This window comes from Flavobacteriales bacterium, from assembly GCA_016700415.1.
Lineage (GTDB): Bacteria > Bacteroidota > Bacteroidia > Flavobacteriales_F > PHOS-HE28 > PHOS-HE28.
In genome coordinates this window covers 1355978-1379265 of the sequence record CP065018.1, presented here as the reverse complement: position 1 = coordinate 1379265, position 23288 = coordinate 1355978, and the positions used below count along the sequence as shown (strand labels likewise).

18 protein-coding genes are annotated in these 23288 nt (G+C 57.4%); 8 read left to right on the top strand and 10 right to left on the bottom strand.

Translation table 11 applies throughout. The features are described 5' to 3' along the window. Positions 1-145 precede the first annotated feature (145 nt). The 4 genes from IPP95_05845 (at position 146) to IPP95_05830 (ending at position 4557) form a co-directional block, all read left to right on the top strand. Positions 146-2038 (top strand): OmpA family protein, encoded by a 1893-nt coding sequence (locus IPP95_05845; GenBank protein ID QQS73740.1) that lies wholly within the window; start codon positions 146-148, stop codon positions 2036-2038. Between the two features lie 30 nt (positions 2039-2068). Next, positions 2069-2776: a tRNA (5-methylaminomethyl-2-thiouridine)(34)-methyltransferase MnmD gene (gene mnmD / locus IPP95_05840; GenBank protein ID QQS73739.1), complete on the top strand. Its 708-nt coding sequence runs from the start codon at positions 2069-2071 to the stop codon at positions 2774-2776. Beyond that, a complete protein-coding gene (locus IPP95_05835; protein ID QQS73738.1) occupies positions 2773-3231 on the top strand; it encodes an NUDIX domain-containing protein in 459 nt (152 codons plus the stop codon). Before mnmD ends, IPP95_05835 begins: the two co-directional genes overlap by 4 nt. Positions 3232-3396: 165 nt before the next feature. Continuing rightward, the gene (locus tag IPP95_05830; GenBank protein ID QQS73737.1) at positions 3397-4557 is read left to right on the top strand and encodes a glycosyltransferase; all 1161 of its coding nucleotides are present in this window, start codon (positions 3397-3399) and stop codon (positions 4555-4557) included. Between the two features lie 20 nt (positions 4558-4577). Here the strand turns inward: IPP95_05830 and IPP95_05825 are convergent, their stop codons facing one another. Both IPP95_05825 and murQ read right to left on the bottom strand, forming a co-directional pair. Then, complete coding sequence (locus tag IPP95_05825) at positions 4578-5150, bottom strand: hypothetical protein (GenBank protein QQS73736.1); 573 nt, start codon at positions 5148-5150, stop codon at positions 4578-4580. Positions 5151-5347: 197 nt separating this feature from the next. Next, positions 5348-6151 carry an N-acetylmuramic acid 6-phosphate etherase gene (gene murQ, locus IPP95_05820; protein QQS73735.1) on the bottom strand — a complete coding sequence of 268 codons (804 nt, stop codon included), beginning with the start codon at positions 6149-6151 and terminating at the stop codon, positions 5348-5350. Between the two features lie 126 nt (positions 6152-6277). Here murQ and IPP95_05815 point away from each other — a divergent pair, with 126 nt between their 5' ends. Continuing rightward, positions 6278-7798 (top strand): glycosyltransferase family 39 protein, encoded by a 1521-nt coding sequence (locus IPP95_05815; protein ID QQS73734.1) that lies wholly within the window; start codon positions 6278-6280, stop codon positions 7796-7798. A gap of 131 nt (positions 7799-7929) precedes the next feature. After that, on the top strand, positions 7930-9621 hold the full coding sequence (ettA, locus tag IPP95_05810; GenBank protein ID QQS73733.1) for an energy-dependent translational throttle protein EttA: 1692 nt from the start codon (positions 7930-7932) through the stop codon (positions 9619-9621). A gap of 242 nt (positions 9622-9863) precedes the next feature. Here ettA and IPP95_05805 read toward each other — a convergent pair whose 3' ends face one another. The 5 genes from IPP95_05805 to IPP95_05785 form a co-directional block, all read right to left on the bottom strand. Continuing rightward, complete coding sequence (locus IPP95_05805; protein ID QQS73732.1) at positions 9864-11360, bottom strand: DUF4173 domain-containing protein; 1497 nt, start codon at positions 11358-11360, stop codon at positions 9864-9866. A gap of 405 nt (positions 11361-11765) precedes the next feature. Then, entirely contained in the window at positions 11766-15125 is a 3360-nt protein-coding gene (locus IPP95_05800; protein ID QQS73731.1) for a gliding motility-associated C-terminal domain-containing protein, read from the bottom strand. A 146-nt stretch (positions 15126-15271) separates the two neighbouring features. Further along, a complete protein-coding gene (locus IPP95_05795) occupies positions 15272-15715 on the bottom strand; it encodes a KTSC domain-containing protein (protein QQS73730.1) in 444 nt (147 codons plus the stop codon). Between the two features lie 224 nt (positions 15716-15939). Next, positions 15940-16728, bottom strand: coding sequence for a DUF4412 domain-containing protein (locus IPP95_05790; GenBank protein ID QQS73729.1), 789 nt, complete (start codon positions 16726-16728; stop codon positions 15940-15942). Between the two features lie 123 nt (positions 16729-16851). Continuing rightward, the gene (locus tag IPP95_05785) at positions 16852-17253 is read right to left on the bottom strand and encodes a hypothetical protein (GenBank protein QQS73728.1); all 402 of its coding nucleotides are present in this window, start codon (positions 17251-17253) and stop codon (positions 16852-16854) included. Positions 17254-17394: 141 nt separating this feature from the next. On the opposite strand from IPP95_05785, the gene IPP95_05780 reads away from it, so the two are divergent. Both IPP95_05780 and IPP95_05775 read left to right on the top strand, forming a co-directional pair. Next, positions 17395-17790: a transposase gene (locus tag IPP95_05780; protein ID QQS73727.1), complete on the top strand. Its 396-nt coding sequence runs from the start codon at positions 17395-17397 to the stop codon at positions 17788-17790. Beyond that, on the top strand, positions 17700-18629 hold the full coding sequence (locus IPP95_05775) for an IS256 family transposase (GenBank protein ID QQS73726.1): 930 nt from the start codon (positions 17700-17702) through the stop codon (positions 18627-18629). The genes IPP95_05780 and IPP95_05775 overlap by 91 nt, the downstream gene beginning before the upstream one ends. 250 nt (positions 18630-18879) lie before the next feature. Here IPP95_05775 and IPP95_05770 read toward each other — a convergent pair whose 3' ends face one another. The 3 genes from IPP95_05770 to IPP95_05760 all read right to left on the bottom strand — a co-directional run bounded on the left by IPP95_05770 (position 18880) and on the right by IPP95_05760 (position 23207). After that, positions 18880-21147, bottom strand: a complete 2268-nt coding sequence (locus IPP95_05770; protein QQS73725.1) for a delta-60 repeat domain-containing protein — start codon at positions 21145-21147, stop codon at positions 18880-18882. Between the two features lie 80 nt (positions 21148-21227). Next, positions 21228-21875: an ABC transporter ATP-binding protein gene (locus IPP95_05765; protein ID QQS73724.1), complete on the bottom strand. Its 648-nt coding sequence runs from the start codon at positions 21873-21875 to the stop codon at positions 21228-21230. A 30-nt stretch (positions 21876-21905) separates the two neighbouring features. Further along, positions 21906-23207: a mechanosensitive ion channel gene (locus IPP95_05760; protein QQS73723.1), complete on the bottom strand. Its 1302-nt coding sequence runs from the start codon at positions 23205-23207 to the stop codon at positions 21906-21908. Between the last annotated feature and the right edge of the window lie 81 nt (positions 23208-23288).

Genomic DNA, 23288 nt, shown 5'->3' with positions numbered 1-23288 from the left:
TCGTGGATCAAACATGACCTGATCATCCATGCTTTGTCGTGCATTTTCCTTGGTTTCCTTTTTCGCTTTGGCGGGGTGCGTCGTTGCCCAATCGACAGGTGGCGATGTGCCTTTTGACAGGGCCCATATTGCCGATGGTACCCTATTGAAAAAGGCGCTGGCCGCCATCAAGAAGGGGGATGCCTTGGCGGACAAAGGCGGGTTGGACCTGCCACAGGCAGTGGCCAGCTACGAGGAAGCCCTTGAGGTGAACCCGGATAATGCCGAATTGAACCTGAAGTTGGGCGTCTGTATGCTCAACGGACCGCAGCCTACATCGGCCTTGGCCAAGATCCAACGAGCGGCTGAATTGGACCCGGCCATGGCGCGGGTGCATTTTTTGTTGGGTTATGCCCTCCAGTTGAACGCCAAGTGGGACGAGGCCATCGCGGAATACACTCGTCACGGGCAGATGATCCGGCTTTCCCCGGACCCCGACCGCACGTATAATATGGTGGACAAGCACATCGCGGAGTGCAGGAACGGCAAGGTCTACATGGCCTCGCCGGTGCGTGCCACCGTGATGAACGTAGGGAATGCGGTCAACACGATCAGTAGTGAGTACGGCGCACTATTGGACCCCGATGGAGAACTCTTTTTCACCGCCAGACGGGAAGGGACCACCGGAGGAAAGATCAACAAGGTCAACAACAACTGGTTCGAGGATATATACGGTTCCCGATGGGAGGCCAATGGTTGGTCCGTCCCGGAACCCGTGCCGGAACCACTGAACGGCCCTCGTAACGATGCGACCGTATCCCTGAGCCCAGATGGAAAACAGATGATCCTGTACCGCGATGAGAAGGACGGAGGCGATCTCTATGTCAGCGAACGGACCGGGAACGGTTGGACTTCACCGGTACCCCTTCCCGCTTCCGTGAACAGCTCGGCCCAAGAAAGCAGCGCCTGGCGTACCGCCGACGGGAAATGGCTCTATTTTGTCAGCAGCCGCGAGGGTGGCTTGGGAGGCAGTGATGTCTATCGCAGTTCTTGGGATGAGGCCGCCGGTGATTGGGGCACGGCAGAGAACCTTGGGCCCGACATCAACACGATGTATGACGAGGAAGGAGTGTTCCTGCCGACGGACGGCAATACGCTCTATTTCGCAAGCCAGGGCCATACCTCGATGGGCGGATATGACCTCTTCAAGAGCGAGTTGAGGAACGGGAAATGGTCCAAGCCTGAAAATCTGGGCTGGCCCATCAACTCGCCGGGCGACGACCAGTTCCTCGTGCTCAGTGCCGATGGGGCCACTGGCTATTTCAACAGCGTTCGCTCTGGCGGAATGGGAGGGGACGACATCTACCGTGTGGAATTCCTGGTTGGTAGGCAGGTGGATGGGACCGCCCTGCTCGTCAGTGCCGGTACAGGGGTGCCGTTGAGCGTAGATGAAAAGAAATTGCGCCTCATCGGTTTCATCAAGGGGTTGAAGATGATGGAACCGATCAATGCCATCGTGGAACTCATGACCTTGGAGGACCCGGTCTTCAGAGCAACGTTCACAACCGACCCGAGGACAGGGGAGTATACCGCCGAGGTTCCTGCTGGAAAAGAATACGCTGTGCACGTCTCCGCCGATGGATACCTGATCCACTCCGAACATGTGGGAAGCGGCAAGAGGCAGGTCCAGATGGATATGGATCTGATGGCTCTGGATCCCGGGAATTCGGAAGTGATGCGGAACATTTTCTTTGAAAGGGACAGCTATAAGCTCAGTGCGGCCTCAACCACGGAGCTGGAGAAATTGGCCGAGTTCCTCAAGAGAAACCCGACACTTCGTATTGAGATCGGCGGTCATACCGACAGTGATGTGGGACCCGTTCCCAACCAGCAATTAAGCGAGGCCCGGGCCTATGTGGTGCTGAACTGGCTCGTCGCCCATGGCATTTCGCCTGACATGCTGGAGGCTAAAGGATATGGGGACAGCCAGCCGTTGAAGCCGGACCCGGTCGACGGTGAGAAGGCATTGAACCGAAGGACGGTGATCCGGGTGCTTTAAGCAGCCTTTTCGGCCGTTATTTTGTGCGGCGTGCATAAAGAAGCGCACAGCAGAATCGTGTTCACCCCGCCTACAGACCTTCTTGCCACGCGTACAGCGGATGGCTCCTTTACCCTGGCCAGTGCCTCATTGAGTGAGCACTACCATTCCCTGTACGGTGCGCTGGCAGAAAGTCGCCACGTATACTTGGAGAGCGGCCTGTTACATCTGGGCAAGCAGAAGGTGGATGTTCTGGAGGTTGGCTTAGGCACGGGCTTGAACGCCTTACTGACCTGGTCGGAAGCCATCAACAAGAGGTTGGAGGTGAACTATTTGGCCCTTGAACCGTTTCCATTGTCCCCCGGATCCATCGCTGCCGTAGGCCATGTAACGGCGACCGGGCTTTCCAGTATGGGAACCGGGTATAATGCCATGATGAACGCAAGAACAGGGGAGCGGATCGAACCGTCCAAAGGCTTCCGCTTCCAGTGCGTTCAGCAGGGGGTGCAACAATTGGAAGCCGTTCAAGCTTTTGATCTGGTGTATTTCGATGCTTTTGCACCCGCAGTACAACCGGACATGTGGACGGTGGGCGTTTTCCACCGGATATACGAAGCTATGCGTCCGGGCGCGATGCTGGTGACCTATTGTGCCAAGGGGGATGTGCGCCGGGCGATGTTGGAGGCAGGTCTGCTCGCCCAGCGGATACCGGGTCCGCCGGGGAAGTACAAGATGATCAGGGCCACTCGTCCGGCATGAGCATATCGCGCTTCAATATCCGGGTTTATGGCCTGTTGATCCATGCTGGCCGATTGCTCGTGTCCGACGAAGTGATCCAAGGTGTTCACGTGACCAAATTCCCGGGAGGCGGCTTGGAGCCGGGGGAGGGGACACTCGACTGCCTGCGACGGGAGATCCAAGAGGAGATGGGGATGGAAGCATCGGGTCTAAATCACTTCTATACCACGGACTTTTTCCAGCCCAGCGCCTATCGACCGGAGGACCAGATCGTGAGCATCTACTATACGTTCCAAGTGGAAGACCCCGGATCATTGGGGAACGGAGAGCGGGCAATGGGGGCCGGGGCGGACGAGGCGCAACAGTTCCGCTGGATACCGTTGGACATGGCGCGGATCGAGCATGTGGACCTGCCGATCGACAGGGTGGTGATGAAGCTGCTCATTAATGGGGAAAACCGTTTGAAGGCCTCATGAGAAATGTGGGATTTGTTATGATGGCCAACATTGGACAGCAGGGCGGGAGCACCGTATTCTTGCCTTGTGTAGCAATAAGGTGGCTAGCACCGGCCCCGGTAGGGAAGTTCCATTCGCCTGTACCAAAGTGATGATGGGGCAAAGTGTGTTTTTGATGCAACGATGATGAGCAGGACCAACGCATCCCTCCACCCTGGTTTCGTCGTGTTCACCATCGGGGATTCGCGCAAACCGAGCACCTGGTCGAACGTCCCGTACTTCTTCACCCGGACATTGGAGGAGCAGGGATTCCCGGTGAAACACGTGAATATAGCCCCGTCACGTTTCGTACAATTGTTGTTCGACCTGCCGTGGAAGGCGTTCTGCAAACTTGTCGGTAGGCAGACGCGCTTCACGTTTTTGCGGAGCCGGTTCAATCGGAGGGTCACGAACGCCAAGATCGGAAGGGCGCTGAAACGATTTCCGGAAGGCCATTGCCTGTTCATGACCTTCTCTTTCGGCCCCCCTCCTGACCGGCCCTACACCCTGTTCTGCGATCAGACCTTCGCGCAGCACATCACCTACTTTGATGAGCGGAAGCCGGACGGGCTGGAGGCTCCCACCATCGTCGAGGAGCGAAAGAACCTGAAGAACGCGTCTTTGATCATCGCTTTATTCCCGGACCTGGCGGGGAACCTGAGAGAGCAACATGGGAACAAGGTGAAATACTATGGCAATGTGGTCAACATCGACCGCGTGGAAGTGGACGGGGACGAGCTGCTGGCACGCAAGCGGAATGTGAACGAGATCGTTTTCATCGGTAATCGCAGGTATAAGGAGGGCTTGGAGCGGCTTGCGGAAGCGGTGGCGATCATGAATAAGGACCAACTGCCGGAAGTCACGGTGAACGTGATCGGGATGGACCGTGGAGACCTGCCTTCCGCACCACCCAATATGAAATTCCATGGTTATCTGGACAAGGGCGATCACCGCCAGAAGCAGGTCTATCTGGACATCCTGGAACGTTCGCGACTGTTCGTGAACCCGAACCCGAAGTGGGCCGCATTCTCCGCTTCCTGTGAAGCGCTATTCCTCTTTACACCGGTGGTGATCTTCCCATATCGCGAATTCGAACACACGTTCGGTGACACGAACAGGGTGGGCCTTGCACTTAACTCCGTGCGACCGGCGGACATTGCCGATGCGATCTCATCCCTCCTTCAAGACGATGAAGCGTGGAGCCGGAAGGCGAGGGCCGCGCATGAGGCCACGAAGCTGATGACCTGGACCAACTACGTCAACAGTTATCTGGCCGACCTGGGCATTGGTACGCCTGCTGGACAATGACGATCCCGCAGGCCTGGCGCTCAACCCAGCCGCTTGGTCACCTGTGCCTCCACTTGTGCCATCAGTTCATCCGGCTCCATGGTGCGCCACGGCATTTCATCCAGCTTGCCCCCGAATATGAGGTACTGGTCCAGGTCCGCGGCCTGTAGGTCCTCCCGCACGTGCGGCAAAAAGTTCACCAAGACGATCCAGCCGTCCGCGTCAGTGGCCTCCTCGAACCATTCGGCATAGTAGTCCTCCTCGCCGAGGTGGAAATTCAGTACGCTATCCCCGATCAGGATGAACTTGCTGATGCCCTCGGCCAACATCGGTTCGATCACGTCTCTTTTCAGGTACATGATGTCGTTGTGCAACAGGTCGTTCCACTCGCCGATGAATTCGATGATGACAAAGCCCTCATCGTAGTCCGCAAAGAGGACCTTCAAATACAGCGTGCTGCTTCCGAACGGGTCCCATTGCGGATGGATGGCGTGGTCGTAGATCGCATGGCTGAACTCGAATTCGCTGTGCTCCGTGCCGTGAAAGGGGGAACGAGGGTCCTCCTCCGCAGTGTACAAGTGGCGCCAATTGAAAAATGGTTCGATCGCGTGCATGCGTTACAAAGGTCTTGGCCCAGCGTGTTCCGGCAATGGAGTGCGGCAGGAAGAATGAACGATGGGGCCTGATAGGTGATCGTGATCAGTATGGTCCAGGCCTGGTTATGCCCCGGGCCGGATAAGAGAACTGGATCATATCGATCCTCGTCGCATTCCGCTGCGATTCTCCACTTCTGTGGAAAGATCCAGTCTCACTATCTTCCATTTTCCACGGCTTTTCTCACACTGCCGTGTGTTTTCAACAGGGCGTTCGCAGTATCATAATCCACGCCTAAGTCGTCCATCACCATGCGGGTGCCGCGGTCCACGAGCTTGTTGTTGCTCAGTTGCATGTCCACCATTCGGTTCCCCTTCACGCGCCCCAACTTGATCATCACGGTGGTGCTGATCATGTTGAGAATAAGCTTTTGCGCCGTGCCGCTTTTCATGCGGGTGCTGCCGGTGACGAATTCCGGGCCGACCACCGCGACGAGGGGATGGTCGCATACTTGTGTGACCGGGCTGTCCGGATTGCAGGTGATGCAGCCCGTGAGGACGCCCGCGGCCCGCGCGCTCTTCAATGCGCCTACAACGTAGGGCGTGCCGCCGCTGGCCGCGATGCCGATCACCGTGTCCTCCGTGCCGACCTCATGTTCCTGCAGGTCTTTCCAACCCTGTTCCGTGTCGTCCTCCGCGAATTCCACGGCCTTGCGGATGGCACTGTCCCCGCCAGCGATGAGGCCCACCACCATGCCGTGCGGTACGCCGAAGGTGGGCGGGCATTCGCTGGCGTCCACGATGCCGAGCCTGCCACTGGTGCCCGCACCGATGTAGAAGAGCCGTCCACCGAGCACCATGTGTTCCGCTATCGCGTCGATCAATGGCTCCATCGTTGGGATGCACTTCGCCACGGCAACCGCCACGGTGCGGTCCTCCGCATTGATGCTCCGCAGCAGGTCCGTGGTGGACATCTGTTCCAAGTGTTCGTAGCGGGAAGGAGATTCCGTGATGCGTGCCATGCGGACAGATTATACGCCGCGAAGTTGCGAAGCGATGCCCAGCCTTTCGGGGCCTTCCTCTATTTTTGGCGTTGGACGCCACCATGCTCATCGAAAGCCATCGGTCCGCAACCGTCCGAAACGGCCATGCCTGAAGGATCAAAGCGGCACCGCAGAAGGGAACACCAGCCAGGGTGGAAGGGCTTCCGCACGGACCTGCGTTCTTCATGGGGCCATCTCTTCCGCCGGTCCAGTACGGACCATAAACGCTTCGTGTTCCTCGTGCTGGCGATCGGTGTCATTCTCCGCATCCTCCGGCTGGACGGCCCGGTGACCTATGACGAGGCACTCACCTATGTGAACTATTCCAGCCGGTCGTTCGGCTTTCTGTTCAGTGATTATATGTACACCGGCAATCACATCCTGCACTCCGCCTTTGTGCGGATCTCCACCCTGATCTTCGGGGTCCATCTATGGTCGCTACGGCTTCCCGCCCTGATCGCTGGGATACTTGTAATGCCCCTGTTCTATGCATTCGTCCGGGCATTGTTCAATCGCCATATCGCGGTGATCGCGCTTTGCTTGTTGGCGGTCAGCGGGCCCTTGGTGGAATATTCAGCCTTGGCAAGAGGGTACGGTCTCACTTGGTTCTTCATGGTATGCTCGCTTCTGGCTGCGAGGCATTTCGTAAAGCACGAGAATTCCGTGAGCGTGGTCATGTTGGGCCTCTTTTGCGCGCTGGGCATGTGGGCGGCACCTGTCATGATCTATCCCGCATTGATGGTATTCATTTGGGCATTCTTCATGCTGGTGACCAATTATCAGAGTACCGTGCGGCGCCGTATCGCCAAGCTTGCCGGGTCGTTCCTTCTGTTCATCCTGCTGAGTCTCCTGTTCTATTCCCCGGTCATCATCAAACACAGCCTGGACCAGCTTATCCATCACCCTTCGCTCGACGACAACACCTGGGCGGCGTTTGTCAATACCCAGCAGGACCGGGCTTTCGACCTCTGGGCCTATTTCACCGGTACTGCGTCCACGGTCCTTGCTTTCTTAGGGGCGGTGGGTATCATCTATTCCGCCTACGCCAGCGTAAAATACCGCCTGCTGTTGTTCGCGATGATCATCGGGTCGGTGCCGTTGGTCATTATACAACACATGGTGGCCCCGCCGGCGGTCTGGTCGTTCTGTCTGTTCGTACTTCATCTGGGCACGGCCATCGGTGCGTTCTACCTCATGAAGCTCGTTCAGGACAAGTTGGCACCCCGATTCAACAAACCGCAACGCACATTGGTGGCTGGTCTGTTCATGCTCACCGTGTTCGGCTGGTTCGGGGTGCGTGGACAAGGTGATCCCGTGGAGCGGTTCCCGGAGGCGGGCGAGGCTGCGGAATGGATCAAAAAGGACACCAAGCCCGGGGACCGGGTATATGTGGCGCTCCCTTGGGATGCACCGGTGGAGTTCCACTTGGCGTGTGACCGTGGAGACCCTCAGGTATTTAAAGGCAAGCCTGTCGGCGTCGGAACGACCTATGTCCTGGTAGCTCCCGGGGCCGGGCAGACGCCGCTGGGTGTGATGAACGACGACGATCAGGGAAACACAGCCCATCCGGAACTGCGGATAGTGAAGAACTGGAAGCGGTTGGAACTCTATTCGGACCGTCCATAAGAGCGGCCTCTGCGAAGGTCGCCTGTGAAGGAAGTTCCCGATCTGTCGTTCATACGAAAAGATCCCGGACCTTTGCGGCCCTAAAATGACGGTGGCGGGCAAAACCGCTCCGCATCCAATACTCAGCGAACATGGCAGAAGAAGGACGTCAGATCATCTACAACATGGTGCAGGTCGGCAAGACGCTGCCCTCCGGAAAGACCATCCTCAAGGACATCCACCTCGGCTTTTACTACGGTGCCAAGATCGGCATCCTCGGCCTCAACGGATCCGGTAAGTCCACATTGATGCGGATCATCGCAGGCAAGGAGAAGGACTTTCAGGGCGACGTGCATGTGACACCCGGATACAGCATCGGTCACTTGGAGCAAGAGCCATTGCTGGATGAAAGCAAGACGGTGATCGACATCGTGCGCGAAGGTGTGCAGCCGATCATGGACCTGCTGAAGGAATATGAGGATGTGAACAACAAGTTCGCTGACCCTGAAGTGCTGGAGGATCCGGACAAGATGGAGAAACTCATCAACCGGCAAGGCGTGCTCCAGGATCAGATCGAGGCGCAGGGCGCATGGGAGATCGACCAGAAGTTGGACATCGCCATGGACGCGCTACGTTGTCCCGAGCCGGACGCCAAGATCAGCGTGCTCTCCGGTGGTGAACGGCGCCGCGTAGCGTTGTGCCGCCTACTGCTGCAAGCTCCGGACATCTTGCTGTTGGACGAACCCACCAACCACTTGGACGCCGAAAGCGTGGCTTGGCTGGAACACCACCTCTCCGAGTACAAAGGCACCGTGATCGCCATCACCCACGATCGTTATTTCCTTGATAACGTGGCGGGCTGGATCCTCGAACTGGACCGCGGCGAAGGCATTCCCTACAAGGGCAACTACACCAACTGGCTGGAGCAGAAGACTGCCCGCCTCACCCTGGAGGAAAAGAGCGAGAGCAAGCGCAACCGCATCCTGAAGCAGGAATTGGAATGGGTGCGCAGCAATGCCAAGGCGCGCCGCACCAAGAGCAAAGCCCGCTTGGAGAACTACGAAAAGATGCAGAGCGAGACCGTGAAGGAGAAGGAATCCAAGCTGGAGATCTTCATCCCCAACGGCCAACGCCTCGGCGACAAGGTGATCGAGTTCAATAAAGTCTCGAAGTCCTTTGGCGACCGTGTGCTTTTCGAGGACGTCAGCTTCACCCTGCCGCCTGCTGGCATTGTGGGCATCATCGGGCCCAACGGCGCGGGTAAGACCACGATGTTCCGCATGGTGATGGGTGAGGAGAAGGCCGATGCAGGCACTGTGACCCTCGGCGATACCGTGCAGCTTGCTTACGTGGACCAGAGCCACAAGGACCTTTCACCGGAGAAGACCGTGTGGGAGGTGCTGAGCAACAGTCAGGAGATGATGACCATCGGTGGCACCCTGGTGAACAGCCGCGCCTACCTGGCCCGCTTCAACTTCACCGGGCAGGACCAGAACAAGAAGGTCGGCGTGCTCTCCGGCGGCGAACGCAACCGCCTGCACCTGGCCATGACGCTGAAGAACGGCAGCAACGTGCTCCTTCTTGACGAACCGACCAACGATCTCGACGTGAACACGCTCCGGGCGCTGGAGGAAGGCATCCAGGACTACAGCGGCTGCGCGGTGATCATCAGCCACGACCGCTGGTTCCTAGATCGTGTTTGCACGCATATCCTCGCCTTTGAGGGTGATAGCAACGTGTACTGGTTCGAAGGCGGCTTCAGCGACTACGAGGAGAACTACAAGAAGCGGGTAGGGGACGTGGTGCCTAAGCGCTTGAAGTACCGGAAGCTGGTACGGGGGTGAGGGAGGTGATGTCGCGGTATCGCAGTGGAGTTCGCGGCATGGAACTGCGCCTAAAACGCAACTTTCAGAAACATTGATTCCATGAGTTTTCTAAAGTTCAACTTTAAAAAACTCATGGAATTCAATCTTAAAACCTGTTCTTGGGACTCATTTTTTTGAAGCGTAATGCTGTAGCGCTTCAAGCACCGGAAGTTGGTGCGTGGTGAGGCAGCCGCGAGGTCTGAAACCTTGATCTGCGGCAATCAGTTCTTTGGGTTAGTCTTCAACGCTAGGTAGGCCCGCGCATCCGCCCAGTTCCACTCCTTCCAAGAGTGATCAGGATAGCTGCCCACGAATTCCCGCACCCGTTGGTCGATGAGCGCCCGGTATTCCTCCGGTGTCATGTACAAGTTCCGCGAATAGCGTTCGGCACCTCCGATCAGTTCCGTGTTGTGTGCTGCGACCTTCTCCAATTCCTCCGGAGAACGGACCAAGTACGGCAATGCCTTGTCGGAAAGGCCGGCCATAAAATCGAGGTGTACGAAGGCCTGCTCGCGGTGGTCCATGTTGTAACGGGCGATGATGCCGTCCCAGTTGAACAGCGCCATCACCAAGGCCACGCCGTACACGGCCACGCCATTCGTGCGCAACAGGTAATGAGCCGTTCGGCCGCGGTGTACCTTGATCATCACCAGCACTAAGCCGATGCACAAGGCCAGCAAGAAGAAGGCGACACCGATGCGCTTGTAGGCCAAGGCGTAATAGTGGATGTACCAGTAGTTGCGCATGCCCACTGACAGCGCGAGCACCACGTTCTGCCCCAGCCATGCGTAGCTCAGCAGCTTCACCACGCGGTTGGGCCGATGGAAGTTCAGGTCGCCACGGAAGTAGTACAGCACGATGCCCGCACCGAATACGATCGACAAGAGAAGCAGGTAGGTGCCTTCGTGCACGAACTGCTTCAGGTATTGCCCATCGAACTCAAAGCCGGTCCAGACATATTTGATGTCGAGCACATTGGCGATCAGCAGCAGCACGTTCAGCCCGGCGAGGAGCATTGTGGCGGTCAGCCGTTCACTGCGCACTTTAGGGTCGGCGGCACCTTCCCCGGTTGACAGCAGTTGGTCCTTGCCACTTGCCGCCCAGCGCAGGAGTCCTTCGTTCCGTGTGGTCAACAGCACGAAACCGCTGATCACCAGACCGATGATGAAGCTGCCAAGAAGGGCGAAGTCGATATGGTCCAGGACCGCATAGGCCTTGACCATGAACTGGTCGAAGTGCGGGTTAGAGGCGCGGTACATGGCGATGAACAGCAGCAGCACCAAGGGGACCAATGTAACGGACAGGACACTACGCGGAGTGATCCGCGGCCCTTGTGCTGGGCGCAGCGGGAAAGGGATGGTGTGGAGGAACGCCGACGGCACGGCGATAAGGTGCGCGACCGCCAGCACTGCGGACCGGTGCAAGGCGTTCAACTCGGGGGCCAGAAGTGCGCCGATGGCCAAGACTGCGGAGATCACATTCAGCACCACGGCCAACAAGGACCCGTGGACCAACACCATCGCAGCGGTGATCAACACGCCGCCTAACGCCAACCGGGCCAATGGTGGATATCGTGCCGGGCGTGTGGCCCAAAGTGCCGTGGCGATGATCAGTTCGAAGAGGAGCAGGTTGATCCCTGTGCCGGTCCCGTGAAAAAGGAATACGTAGAGCCCGGCCAGCAGTAGGCACAAGAGGAACAACGTGGTGGAATGCCGCATGCATGGAGGTTTCCGGATCAACGCGGTTTTCTGCGAGATCCGTATCCGACGGGAAAAGCATCTTTCATATTGAAGTTCAGGAGACCGGAGGGGATGATCCCGCGAAGCATTTCAATTGAGCGAGGACATGTTTTCCGGATCTGAATGAGCCTCTCCGGTCCCCTCGCCCTACCTTCGCGGCCTAAACCAAGAACCATGGCACAGAAACCACGGGCACAAGCCATCCGAAAGCGCAAGGCAACCCTCAAGCTCGCGCGGCTGAAGGAAGGGGCCTCCGAGACCAAAACGACCAAGCCGGCAAGCAAAACAGCCACCGCAAAGAAATAGAGGGCCGCATAGGCCATAAATGACGGAGGCGGGAAGTGAACTTCCCGCCTCCGTATTCGTTTCCGGGCTTGCGATGGCCTACTTCAGTAAGGTCACATGCCCCATCAGCTCACGCTTGGCCTCTGTGCGGGCGACCTCGAAACGGATCCGGTAGACGTAAACTCCGGACGCCAGCACCTTGCCGCCATTCTTGTAACTGCCCAGCCATGCTTCGTAGGGATCTTCGGTGCTGAATACCAGTTGCCCCCAACGATCGTAGATCAACATCTCGAAATCCGTGATCGCAGGTCCGTTGGAACTCATGAGGAAGCCATCATTGCTCCCGTCCCCGTTGGGGGTGAAGGCATTGGGAATATAGGGTTCCAACACGTCCTCGATCGTCACATCGTAGCAGATCGTGTCGGGGCATTCATTGTAGTTGAAGGCGGTGAGGCACACGGGATAAATGCCGGGCACTTTGTTCGTGAACAGGAAGGAGGTGTCCGGAAGGGTACTGTAGGCGAACCCGGCAATGTCCCAGTGGTAACTCTCGGAACCGGTACTGGTGTTATGAAAATAGATCGTGGGCGCTTCCACGGTCGCAGGGATCGGCCCCCAGATGAAATTGGCCGTAACCGGGGGCGGGCCTGTAACAACAGTGGGCCGCGCACCTACACAACCCGCAACGTTTCGGATCACGGCGTGATACAGCCCTTCGCAGGTGTTCGTCAGCAGGGATGAACCGCTCCATGTGTTGCCGTCATCGAAACTGTATGCCACGGCTTCCGGATCGTAGACCTCCACTTGGCCATCGCAATCACCGGAGCAGGTCACCGGCCGGCTGACCAGTGAATCGATCTCCAGCAACACCGGTTGAAGGATCACGAGGCTGTCAATGGCGGTGCAGCCATTGTCATCGGTCACCAGCAGGTCGTAGGTGCCGAAGCACAGTCCACTGACGCTGTCCGGGGAAGCACCCACGTTGCCGGCGGACCAGGCGTAGGTGAAGTCGTCCACGGTGTTGCCGCCGGTCACGTTGACCCGTGCGTTGCCGTCACAGTAGGAATAGCATGTGGCATCGGTGGTGCTGAAGGTCAGGTCGATGGCATCCGTGAATGTCATGTCAACACTGTCAATGGTGTTGCAGTACGCGCCATCGTCCTCGATCCAGTAGAAGCGATGGGTGCCACCTTGGCCGGGTGGCATGGTCACGGTGGTCTGAGGGTCCGAGGCATCGGCGAACAAGGCGCCTGCGGGGCCGCTCCACACGCCAACACCGGTATTCCCGGGCGTAGCATCGAGACTGATGGTCAAGTCGCAGGAATAGGTCGGCAACCCGGCGTCAGGCACCCCGCAACAGGTGGGGTCCGTGTCAGGGATCACCGTGATGTCCAACTGGGCGGTAGCGATACAGAGGGCCGGGCTGATCACCGTGTAGGTGTAGGAGTATATGCCGGGGGTGGCGGTCGCAGGCGTGAAGTTGTCGGCTTGCACAGTACCGGCCACGTCCGTCCATGTACCGCCGATCTGCGGGGTTCCGCCAAGAGAGTCGGTCATGACGAAGATCGGCGAGGAGGGACAAATGGTGATGGCGGCATCCTCACCGGGATCCAGGGAAGGTGGCGGGGTTACCAGCACACTGTCCATTACCGCACATTCGGGAGATCCCGCAGGGTAAGCCGTAAGGAAGAACCAAGTGGGCGACGTGACAAAGACGTCGGTCACGGGGTCCGAAGGGTCGGTGAGGCCCGCGGCGGGGACCCAGACATAGGTGATGTTCGGAACAGCGTTGGCAGTGATGCCACCGGCCATGGGCTCGGGAACGTTGCACAGTTCGATGGGCGGCCCCGCGTCCACCACCATCTGCGGGTCAATGATGACGTTGATGGTGGTGTCGTACGAACAACCGAAGTTGTCCGTGACCGTAAAGGTGTAATCGTACGAACCCGGAACGACCAGCGTGGCTTGGCCGATGAGCGGGTCATTCGGGTCCTCTACGAATGAGGGGCCGGTCCAACCTGCGGAATCAATGGTGATGCCGAGCACCGGTGTGAACTGCGTGGCATCCGGGATTATAGCCGGATCGAAGTTGATGGACCAATCGCATATAAAGCCGTTGTCGATCGCGTAGAGGTCCGTACTTGTGAAGGTCCACGTCCCGTTGAGCGGACAGCCGATGAGGTTGGTGAAGGGTTGCACGGGGGTGTATGTACCGGGTACTAGCGCAGTGCCTTGGCTGGAGGGCATCACGTTGGGCGTGGGACCGAAGTTGGCGCAATCGGCCCAAGTGCCCAAGGTGGCCGTTGGGCTCCAGCAGTAGTTCCAGCAAACACCGGGCACCGGAGGATTTGGAGGTTCGTCAGTATCATTGGCATCGCCGATGAACGTGCCCCCACCCCCTTGCTGGTGCATCACCATGGTCTGCCCGTTTGGGCAGGTGACCTGGAGCACCAGATCACCCATGTAGGAATGCTCCATATTGACGCAAACGGAAAGAATATCATTGGTGCTGGTCACCGATTGGCCCGGATCGAACTGGGTGAACACCAGGTCACTCGTGAAAGGGATGCCAAGATCGTCCGGAAGATAGACACCACTGCCGAAGTGCGCCTCCGGAATGCCCGTCCACGTAGTGGGCTGTACGACCGCGGTGAAGTCTACAACTGCCCCTAAGCAAGTCTCCAAACTTTCAATGGTGCCGACGAAAGACGGCGTGGTGCTTACCAAGACCTGCAGGTCCACCACATTTGAGTTCACGCAACCGTTGTCGTCCAATAGGTTCAACTGAACAATATATTCTCCGGGAGCGGAATAAGAATGCGTGGCGGTCGGCGAACTGCCTGTGCTGCCGTCATCAAAGATCCAAGTGTAGTCCGTGATGTTGAAGGTCGGGGCGGCATAGGAACCACTGCCGTCAAAGGAGATATCCTCACCCACGCAGACCAGTGCAGTTGGCCCAGGTTCGGACATCGTGGCCACTGCCGTTGGGCGCTCGCACGGCGTGTAGCACGTGATGCCGGCCGCGAAGTTGCCCGTGCCTGCGCCGTTCGAGATGAACTGCACGGTGATGCAGCCCGTCGCGTTCATGTTCGTGGTCGAGGTGATCAATCCTTGCAATTGGCTGCCGGTGTACTGGCCGAGTGGGGTGGCGGAAGTGTTATCACCGTCCCAAAGGAGAATCCGGTCCAAGGGATTGGGGCCTTGGGTGCTCAAGGCGAAGAAGACCCAGTTCAGGGAGATGGCGTCACCCGGAATATCCGGACAAATGGTGACGGTGAAATTTTCGTTATTGCCATAGTCACCAGTGGGTCCTCCTGTATCCTCTAGTACTCCGGAACATGTGGAAATGTCGCCACCTGAAATGCTGTACTGCTGGCCCTGGGCCAAGGCAGTGGATCCGCTAAGTGCGAACACGAGGATCGACAAAACCGGTAGGGGCCAGGTAAAGAGTTTCTTCATAAGTGCGGGCGCCGGGTTGGAAACTGATCAGCAAGATAACACCATGTGCGTTTGGGGGACGCTGTTATTGGCATAGACGAAGATCAACGCTCGGAGGTGGCCTGTGCCTCTAAGTGTTGCTCCAGTGCGCGCTACAGGGGCTGGTATTATGATCGCACGGCCCCGGTCACCTTGCGGTGGGCAAAATTGCCGAAGATGTGGCGCTTCGCAAAGCGGGTGTTGCCGTCGGTGTTCACGAACTTGTTGTAGGTCTTCGGTGGAAGGCCGTAGAATTCATAGGTGCTGCCATCCCCGAAGGTGATGTGCAGTGTGAGTGATTTGTAGTGCCAATCGGCGATGTTGGTGGCCACGGTCTTCCCGAAGCCCTCCGCATCCTTTTCGTGCGTTTCCGGATGGATGCTCTCCAGAAATTTGTACGCATCGATGAGGTGCTTGCTGAACTCCTCCGCCTCATGGCGCTTCTCATCGTCGTTCGGAAAGCGGTCCGGGTGGTGGGTCTTCATCAGGCCCTTGTACAGCGTGTTCAGCTCCTTCAGCCCGGTGGCGCTGGTGGCACCGATGAGCTTGCGACTGTCGTTGATCTTCTTCATGTGCCGGCCTCAAAAAAGCGCGCGAAGGTAGGCGGAGATGGAACGCTGATAACGCTGAAAGAGCGGATCGCCGCTGATGAGGAGGAAGAACCGCAGATCGCACCGACCGTACGTGGGCGCACATAATGCCTTAGCCGCGTCAAGCGGCGCAGGTGCTTCGCATGGCACAACAGGTGAGCTAATCACCCGGACAACTGACATCTAGCAAGTGACAACTGTGCGCATCACTGCCCCATGCCGGGGATCTCCATCATCTTGTAGCCGTCCAGCGAAAAGATGTGCTCATCCACCGGCCCTAGCTGAAGGTCCTTGGTGTACATCGTGCTCTTCTCCTTTCCGTCAATGCTTTCCGAGGTCATTTCCATCGGGAAGCCATTCAGGCCGTCCCATGACTTGAACCGGTCCGGCTGGCCGGGCTGCCGCATGCTGCGCAACAGGTCCGCGAAGGGTGTCGGGATGTCCTGGGCCACCCAGGCCGTCCACGTCCCTTCTTCATTGCGTGCAATGACCTTCTTGCAAAGATGCCCGTCGATCGTCTTGGTCTCTTTGGTCACGGTGAAGCTCATGTCCTTTTCCTTGCCCTTCTCGTCACCGGTGTAAATGACCTTTTTCTTATGGGTTTTCATGGCCGTCTTGTTTCCGTTCGAGGTGGCCATCATGATGTAGCTCCACTTGCCTTTCAGGTCATTCAGCATCTTTATATCAGTCCCTTGCGTCTTGGCCGAATTAAAGCTGAACAAGGTCTTGTCGGAGCTGCTCCATAGGCTCATGTCCATAGGGCTTTCCTTGTCCTCTTCCCCGTTCTTGAATGTGTGTATCTCCATGCGGAAGCTGCCGATGAAGGTGTTGGGTTCGAAGGGGTCGTTGTCGTCCACGATCTTCATGTCACCCATCGCCGAGCCGATGGACGCACCGTTCTGCCTCAGGCTTTCCAAGGCTTTTTGATCGGCATCCGATTGGGCTGTCGCAGGGATGGCCAAGAGGGCGGCACAAAGGGGGATCAGGAGGCGCATGTTATGTGTCGTATTTTAGAAGGGCTAAGTTAGTCAAACGGCCGGGTTGCTCACGGAGCGGTGATCAGGTCCACGCGGTCGGCCCGAAGCTTTTCGATCGATCGTTGCCCGTCCACTGCTGATTCAGTGTCCTGCAGTACCGCGCGCTTCAGCGGGCTGTGTGAACAAGGTGCGCCCGAACCAAAACGCGAACAAGGCATAGACGACGCAGAGAAACCAGATGGCAGGCCCGCGCTCAGGTCCGATGGCCACCTTCAGCAAGGCCAAGGTTCCCATGGTGAAATGCAGGAAGTTGCCTATTACGATAGCCCTGCCGTAGATCCCGCCCAGCACTGAGCCCTTTGCCGTCCAGTTCATGAACGCAAAACCAAGGTAGAGTGCGCCGGTCAATTGCAAAAGCACCGGCACGGCACCAGCAACAGGTTGCTGAAAGAAGGCCAATGATTCTTCCGGGGCGAAGGAAAGCACAAGGCCGATCGCGGCCATCACGGCGGCGCTGGCGATCATCAGAATGCGGCTGTTCATCGGGGCAAAGATGCGATAGGATGAAGAGATGATGGAGGTAATGGAAGTGATGAAGGGGTTGGAGGGGATGGAGATGCATCCCGAGAGTATTCTGAAAAGTGTGTCAAGGATAGTTTGACAAACCATTCAGAAACTTGCCCCATGAAAAAGAGAAAAGTTGAAAAAGAGAAGGCGTTCGACTACGCCAAGTTCGAGCAAGAAGCCATCCAAGGATTGACAGAAGGCAAGGGCCTGATCGGAGAACACGGTGTGCTCACGGGCATGATCGGCCGCCTGCTTTCCGCCGCCTTCGAAGGGGAGATGGACGCGCATTTGGACCAGGAGAAGAAGCGGAGCAATAGGCGCAACGGCTACACCGACAAGACCGTGAGAACGGCACTGGGTCCCGTTTCGGTCAGGCCTCCGCGAGACCGCACAGGCCGTTTTGAGCCGACGATCATCAAGAAGTGGGACCGGTCGCTGGCCCCGAACTGGAGAACCAGATCCTGCATCTGTACGGCAAGGGCACCAGCTACGAGGACATTGGGGACCATCTAAAGAAGATGTACGGGGTGAGCTACTCCCCATCGTTCATCAGCTCGATCACCGACCGGGTGTTCGAGGAGATCGAGACATGGCGCAACCGCCCGCTGGAAGAGGTGTACGTGGTCATTTATCTCGATGCGGTCCACTACAAGGTCCGGGAGAATAGAAAGGTGTTGACCAAAGCCGTTTACTCGGTATACGGGGTGAGGATGGACGGGGAACGTGATGTTCTCGGCTTGTTCATCGGCGATGCGGAAGGAGCACGCCATTGGGCGCGCGTTCTGGAGAACATCAAGGACCGCGGGGTAAAGGACGTGCTGTTCTTCAGCGTGGACGGCCTGAACGGCTTCAGCGAGGCGATCCAAGGCGTATTCACGCGAGCGGTCGTACAGCGCTGCATCGTCCATATGGTGCGCACCAGCTTGAAGTTCGTCTCTTGGAAGGACTACAAGACAGTTTGCCAAGGACTGCGTTCGATCTACCAGCAGGATAGTCCCGAAGCGGCCTGGGAAAAGCTCCAGGAGTTCAAGCGGGAATGGGTAGGGAGATATCCGGAGATCGCGGCCAAGTGGGAGAAAGACTGGTGCGAGCTAAGCCCGTTCTTTGATCATCCCGATGCCATACGCAGGGTGATCTACACCACGAACCCGGTGGAGGCCCTGCACCGCATTCTTCGCAAGGCCACCAAGACCAAGGGTGCGTTCATCAGCGAAAGTGCCTTGGAGAAGCAATTATATTTGACACTTAAGCACAACGAGAAAAGCTGGAAGAGAAAGGTCCGCAGCTGGCCGCAGATCCTTCAGTCGTTGAGCAACATGTACCCCGAAAGATTGGCCCATGTGCTGGTCTGAGGATCCGGCACGGAGACATTCTCCTTTGGCTTGGGGCCAGGAGAATGTCACCGTGCCTCAGTGCAGATTGACACACATTTCGGAATACTCCCATGCATCCCTTACCTCTCTTGCCTCCATTGCCTCAATAACTTCTCTCAGATCACCCCGTCCTTGATCACCAGCCTCCTGTCAGCCATCTCTGCCAGCTCCTCGTAAGATGTTACCATAAGGATGGGTGCGGTTCATCAGCTATTGAACGATAATTCGCTCAGTGACCGTCCCGCTTTTCCCAGCTAGCGATACGAAATATGGTCCAGGTTCCTGGGCGGCCCACTCCATCGTAGCTGGTGAAAGTTCCCCCGATCAAGATCTTCCCATCAGCTTGGAGCGCGCTAGAAAGGACACCGTTGTTCGATCCCGTTCCTATGGTGAAGTCCATGTCGAGACTACCATCCGTGTTCAGGCGTGCAAGGCGATTGATAAGGGTGCCATTGTAATCCCAGAAGGCTCCCCCAATCAGTATCTTGCCGTCAGCTTGTATAGTGGTGGAATAGACCACGTTGTTCGCTCCTGTTCCCGGATCGAAACCAAGATCCAAGCTACCGTCAGTGTGCAAGCGAGCTATGCAGTTACGCGCGATTCCATCGTACATGGTGAAGTTCCCGCCAATAAGGATCTTGCCATCGTATTGGATCGAGGTGGCATGGATCGGGTTGTGGTTCGTCCCGGTCCCGGGATCGAAATCCGTGTCCAAACTTCCATCCGCGTTAAGGCGTGCGATGTTCTTGCGGCTAGTACCATTGTAACTTGAGAAGGCTCCGCCGATAACGATCTTCCCATCGGTCTGCAATGAGATGGATTCGACCCAACTGCTCGTTCCGGTCCCTTGGTCAAAGCTCGTGTCCATGCTCCCATCTGCATTGAGGCGCGTTATACCAATGCGTGCAATACCGTTGTAGCTCGTGAATTCTCCTCCTATCAGTATCTTGCCATCAGGTTGGACGGTGACGGAATTGATCCAAAAGTTGGCTCCTGCCCCAGGGTCGAAACCAGTGTCCAAACTACCGTCCATGTTCAAGCGTGCGATACACTTGCGTGCGGTTCCATTGTAACTGTTGAAAAGGCCGCCTATCAAGATCTTGCCGTCGGCTTGGGTCGCGACGGAATAGATCAATTGGTCCGTACCCGCCCCTGGGTCGAAACTGGTGTCCAAAGATCCGTCCCCGTTCAAGCGCGCGATGTGGTTCCTCGATATGGCGTTGTAACTGGTGAAATCCCCTCCGATCAGGATCTTTCCGTCTGATTGGAGTTTGGTGGAATACACCCAGCCGACCACTCCGCTACCAACGTTAAAGCCCGTGTCCAAAGTGCCATCAGGGTATAGGCGTGCGATGTAATTGCAGCCGATGCTGTTGTAACTTCTGAAATCTCCGCCGATAAGGATCTTTTCATCCGTTTGGATCGAAGTGCAAAGGACCCCACCGTTCGTTCCTGTTCCAACATGGAATCCGTTGTCCAAACTGCCATCGGCATTCAGGCGCGTGATGAAATTGCCGAGCGTATCATTGAAATCCGTGAAATATCCGCCGATCAGGACTTTGCCGTCCGCTTGGACCAAAGCGGTACGGACCTCGCTATTCGCTCCTGTCCCTGGATCGAAACCCAAGTCCAAACTGCCATCCTCGTTCAGTCGGGCGACCTGATGCCGGTCGATGCCGTTGTAACTCCAGAAATCTCCGCCAATGATGACCTTTCCATCCGGTTGAAGGTCGATGGACTGGATCGAACTGTTCGCTCCGCTCCCCGGATCGAACGTGGTGTCCAAGTCGCCGTCCGGATCCAAGCGTGCGATGCGGTTGCGGGGTGTGCCATTGTAGTTGGTGAATTCGCCCGCGATCAGGATCTTGCCATCGTCTTGGATGGCGGTGCAATAGACCGGGTAGTCTGTCCCTGTGCCGATATCGAAGGTGGTATCCAAGCTGCCTTCCGGGTTAAGCCGCGCTATGCCAATGCGTGCCACGCCGTTGTAGGTGGTGAAGTCTCCACCGATCAAGATCTTGCCACCGGACAGTATCCTAGTGGAACGGATCTGACCGTCTGCGCCTGTCCCTGGATCGAAAGTGTTGTCCAAATCACCAGATTGATTCAGGCGTGCGATGTAGTTGCGAGAGGTGCCATTGAAGCTGGTGAAGGCTCCGCCGATCAGTACCCTTCCATCGCTTTGAAGGCTGATGGATCTCACATCGTTATTCGCACCTATCGTGGTATCAAAACCGGTATCCAAACTGCCATCTGCGTTCAAGCGGACGATGCGACCATGGTCGATGGTATTGTATCTCCAAAATTCTCCGCCGACCAGGATTTTTCCGTCAGGCTGCGCGGCTATAACGTCAACAGGATTGAAAGGGCCATCGCCGACGCCGGATCCAACGTCATTGGGATTGAAGGTGAGATCGAGCGTTCCATCTTGTGCAAGTGAAGTACTACCGATGCAAACAAGGGTACACAGGGCAGCGATTGTTCTGAGTTGCTTCATTCGGTCGGATCATTGGTTCATGGTCAACACAAGGTAGACGTAGTAACCCGCTCCGACGCTGCCTTCATAAAGATCCCACCTCAGATCACTCCGTCCTTGATCACCAGCCGCCGGTCCGCCATCGCGGCCAGCTCCTCGTTGTGCGTTACGATCACGAAGGTCTGGCCGAGCTCCTTCCGCAGGTCGAAGAAGAGCTGGTGCAACTCCTTGGCATGGGCGGAGTCGAGGTTGCCGGAAGGCTCATCGGCCAGCACCACGCTCGGGTTGTTGAAGAGCGCACGGGCTACGGCCACCCGCTGCTGCTCGCCACCGCTCAGCTGGCCCGGCTTGTGCTCCTTGCGGGCGATCACGTTCAGGCGGGTGAGCAATTCTTCGGCGCGGCGGGCGCATTCGGCCTTGGACTTCCCTGCGATCAGGCCCGGCATCATCACATTTTCCAAAGCGCTGAACTCAGGAAGCAGGTGGTGGAATTGGAAGACGAATCCGATGTGCGCGTTGCGGAAGGCGCCGAGGGCACGCGTGCCGAGCTTGGTCACGTCCTCATCGTTGATCATCAGTGACCCGCTGTCGGCCCGCTCCAAGGTTCCGAGGATCTGGAGCAGCGTGGTCTTGCCCGCGCCGCTGGCGCCGACGATGCTTACCACCTCGCCCTTCGCCACTTGGAGCTCGACCCCTTTCAGGACCTCGAGGTCCCCGTATCGTTTGTGGATGGCGCTGGCGCGGATCATGGGGCAAATGTCTCGATTCCCGCGGCGTGATCAGTTCGTTGCGGATAGCAGGGGCTTGCCCATGTTCCGCATGTCGTCCGCCGCCGGCCGTTCGAACACCACGATATTGAAATAGGTGTGTGCCGCTAAGAGGTGATCGAAGATGTCCGACATGGTGCCCTCGTATGAGACCCATTCAGTGGTGTTCGTGAAGCAGTACAGTTCCAAGGGCAGGCCGAATTCGTTGGGCGCATGCTGCCGGACCATCCGGGTCATGTGCTTGTTGATGCCCGGATGTTGGGCGAGGTAGAGGTCGATGTACTTCCGGTACAGGCCCGCGTTGGTCATCTTCCGGCCGTTCACAGGCATGCTTCCGTCAAGGCCGCGTTCCTCGTTGAAGGCTGCGATCTCCGCCGATCGTTCCTCGATGAACGGCGCAAGGATCTTTATCTTCTTCAGCGCATCGATCTCCGTGGTGCTGAGGAAGCGGATGCTGCTCACCTTCAACAGGATGCTCCGCTTGATCCGCCGCCCGCCGCTCTCCTGCATCCCGCGCCAGTTTTGGAAGGAGTCCGAGATCAGTGCGTAGGTGGGGATCATGGTGATGGTCTTGTCGAAGTTGATGACCTTCACCGTGGTGAGGTTGATCTCCTCCACATCGCCATCCGCCCCGTACTTCGGCATGGTGATCCAGTCGCCCCGGCGCAGCATATCGTTCGCGCTGATCTGGATGCTGGCCACGAAACCCAAGATCGCATCCTTGAAGATCAGAAGCAACACCGCCGAGGCGGCGCCCATGGCCGTGAGGAAGGCCAACGCCGAGCGGCCCGTGAGCTGCGAGAAGATGAGAACGCCCGCAATGATCCATAGAATGAGGGAGATCACTTGGGCATAACTGTCCAGCGGCTTGCTGCGGTAAGTCTCACTGTCCTTCAGCGTGTCCCTGGAAGCGTGCAGGAAGGAGCGCAGGATGCGGGTAGCCAGGACAATGAAAAAGATGTTGAACAGTCCCTGACCGACGGGGACCCACTTCGGGAAATCCGACAGCACCGCCGGAACGAGGTTGTAGGCCAGGATCAACGGAATGATCCGGGCCACGAACCGGGGCATCCTATGTTTCACCAGGTTGTCGTCCAGTTCCGATACGGTCGTAACCGCAAGCCGGTGCAGCAACAACGTGAATATCCAGTTGAGCAGTTTGGAGAGCAGGGCCATGGCCAACAGCACCAAGGTCAAGCCTGCGATCAGGCCCACCCATGCCATCTGTTCCGGCGATACCCCGAACCCCGACAACCACTGGTGAAGCTTTGTGTTCAGCAGGTCGTACAGCAAGGGGAGTTCACGGTCGTTCATCAGGTCTGATCGGCCGCAAAGGAACGAACTTCAGGCCGGGGAGGTAGCCTTCGTCCTATGCCGTCCGTCCAACAGCCGTTA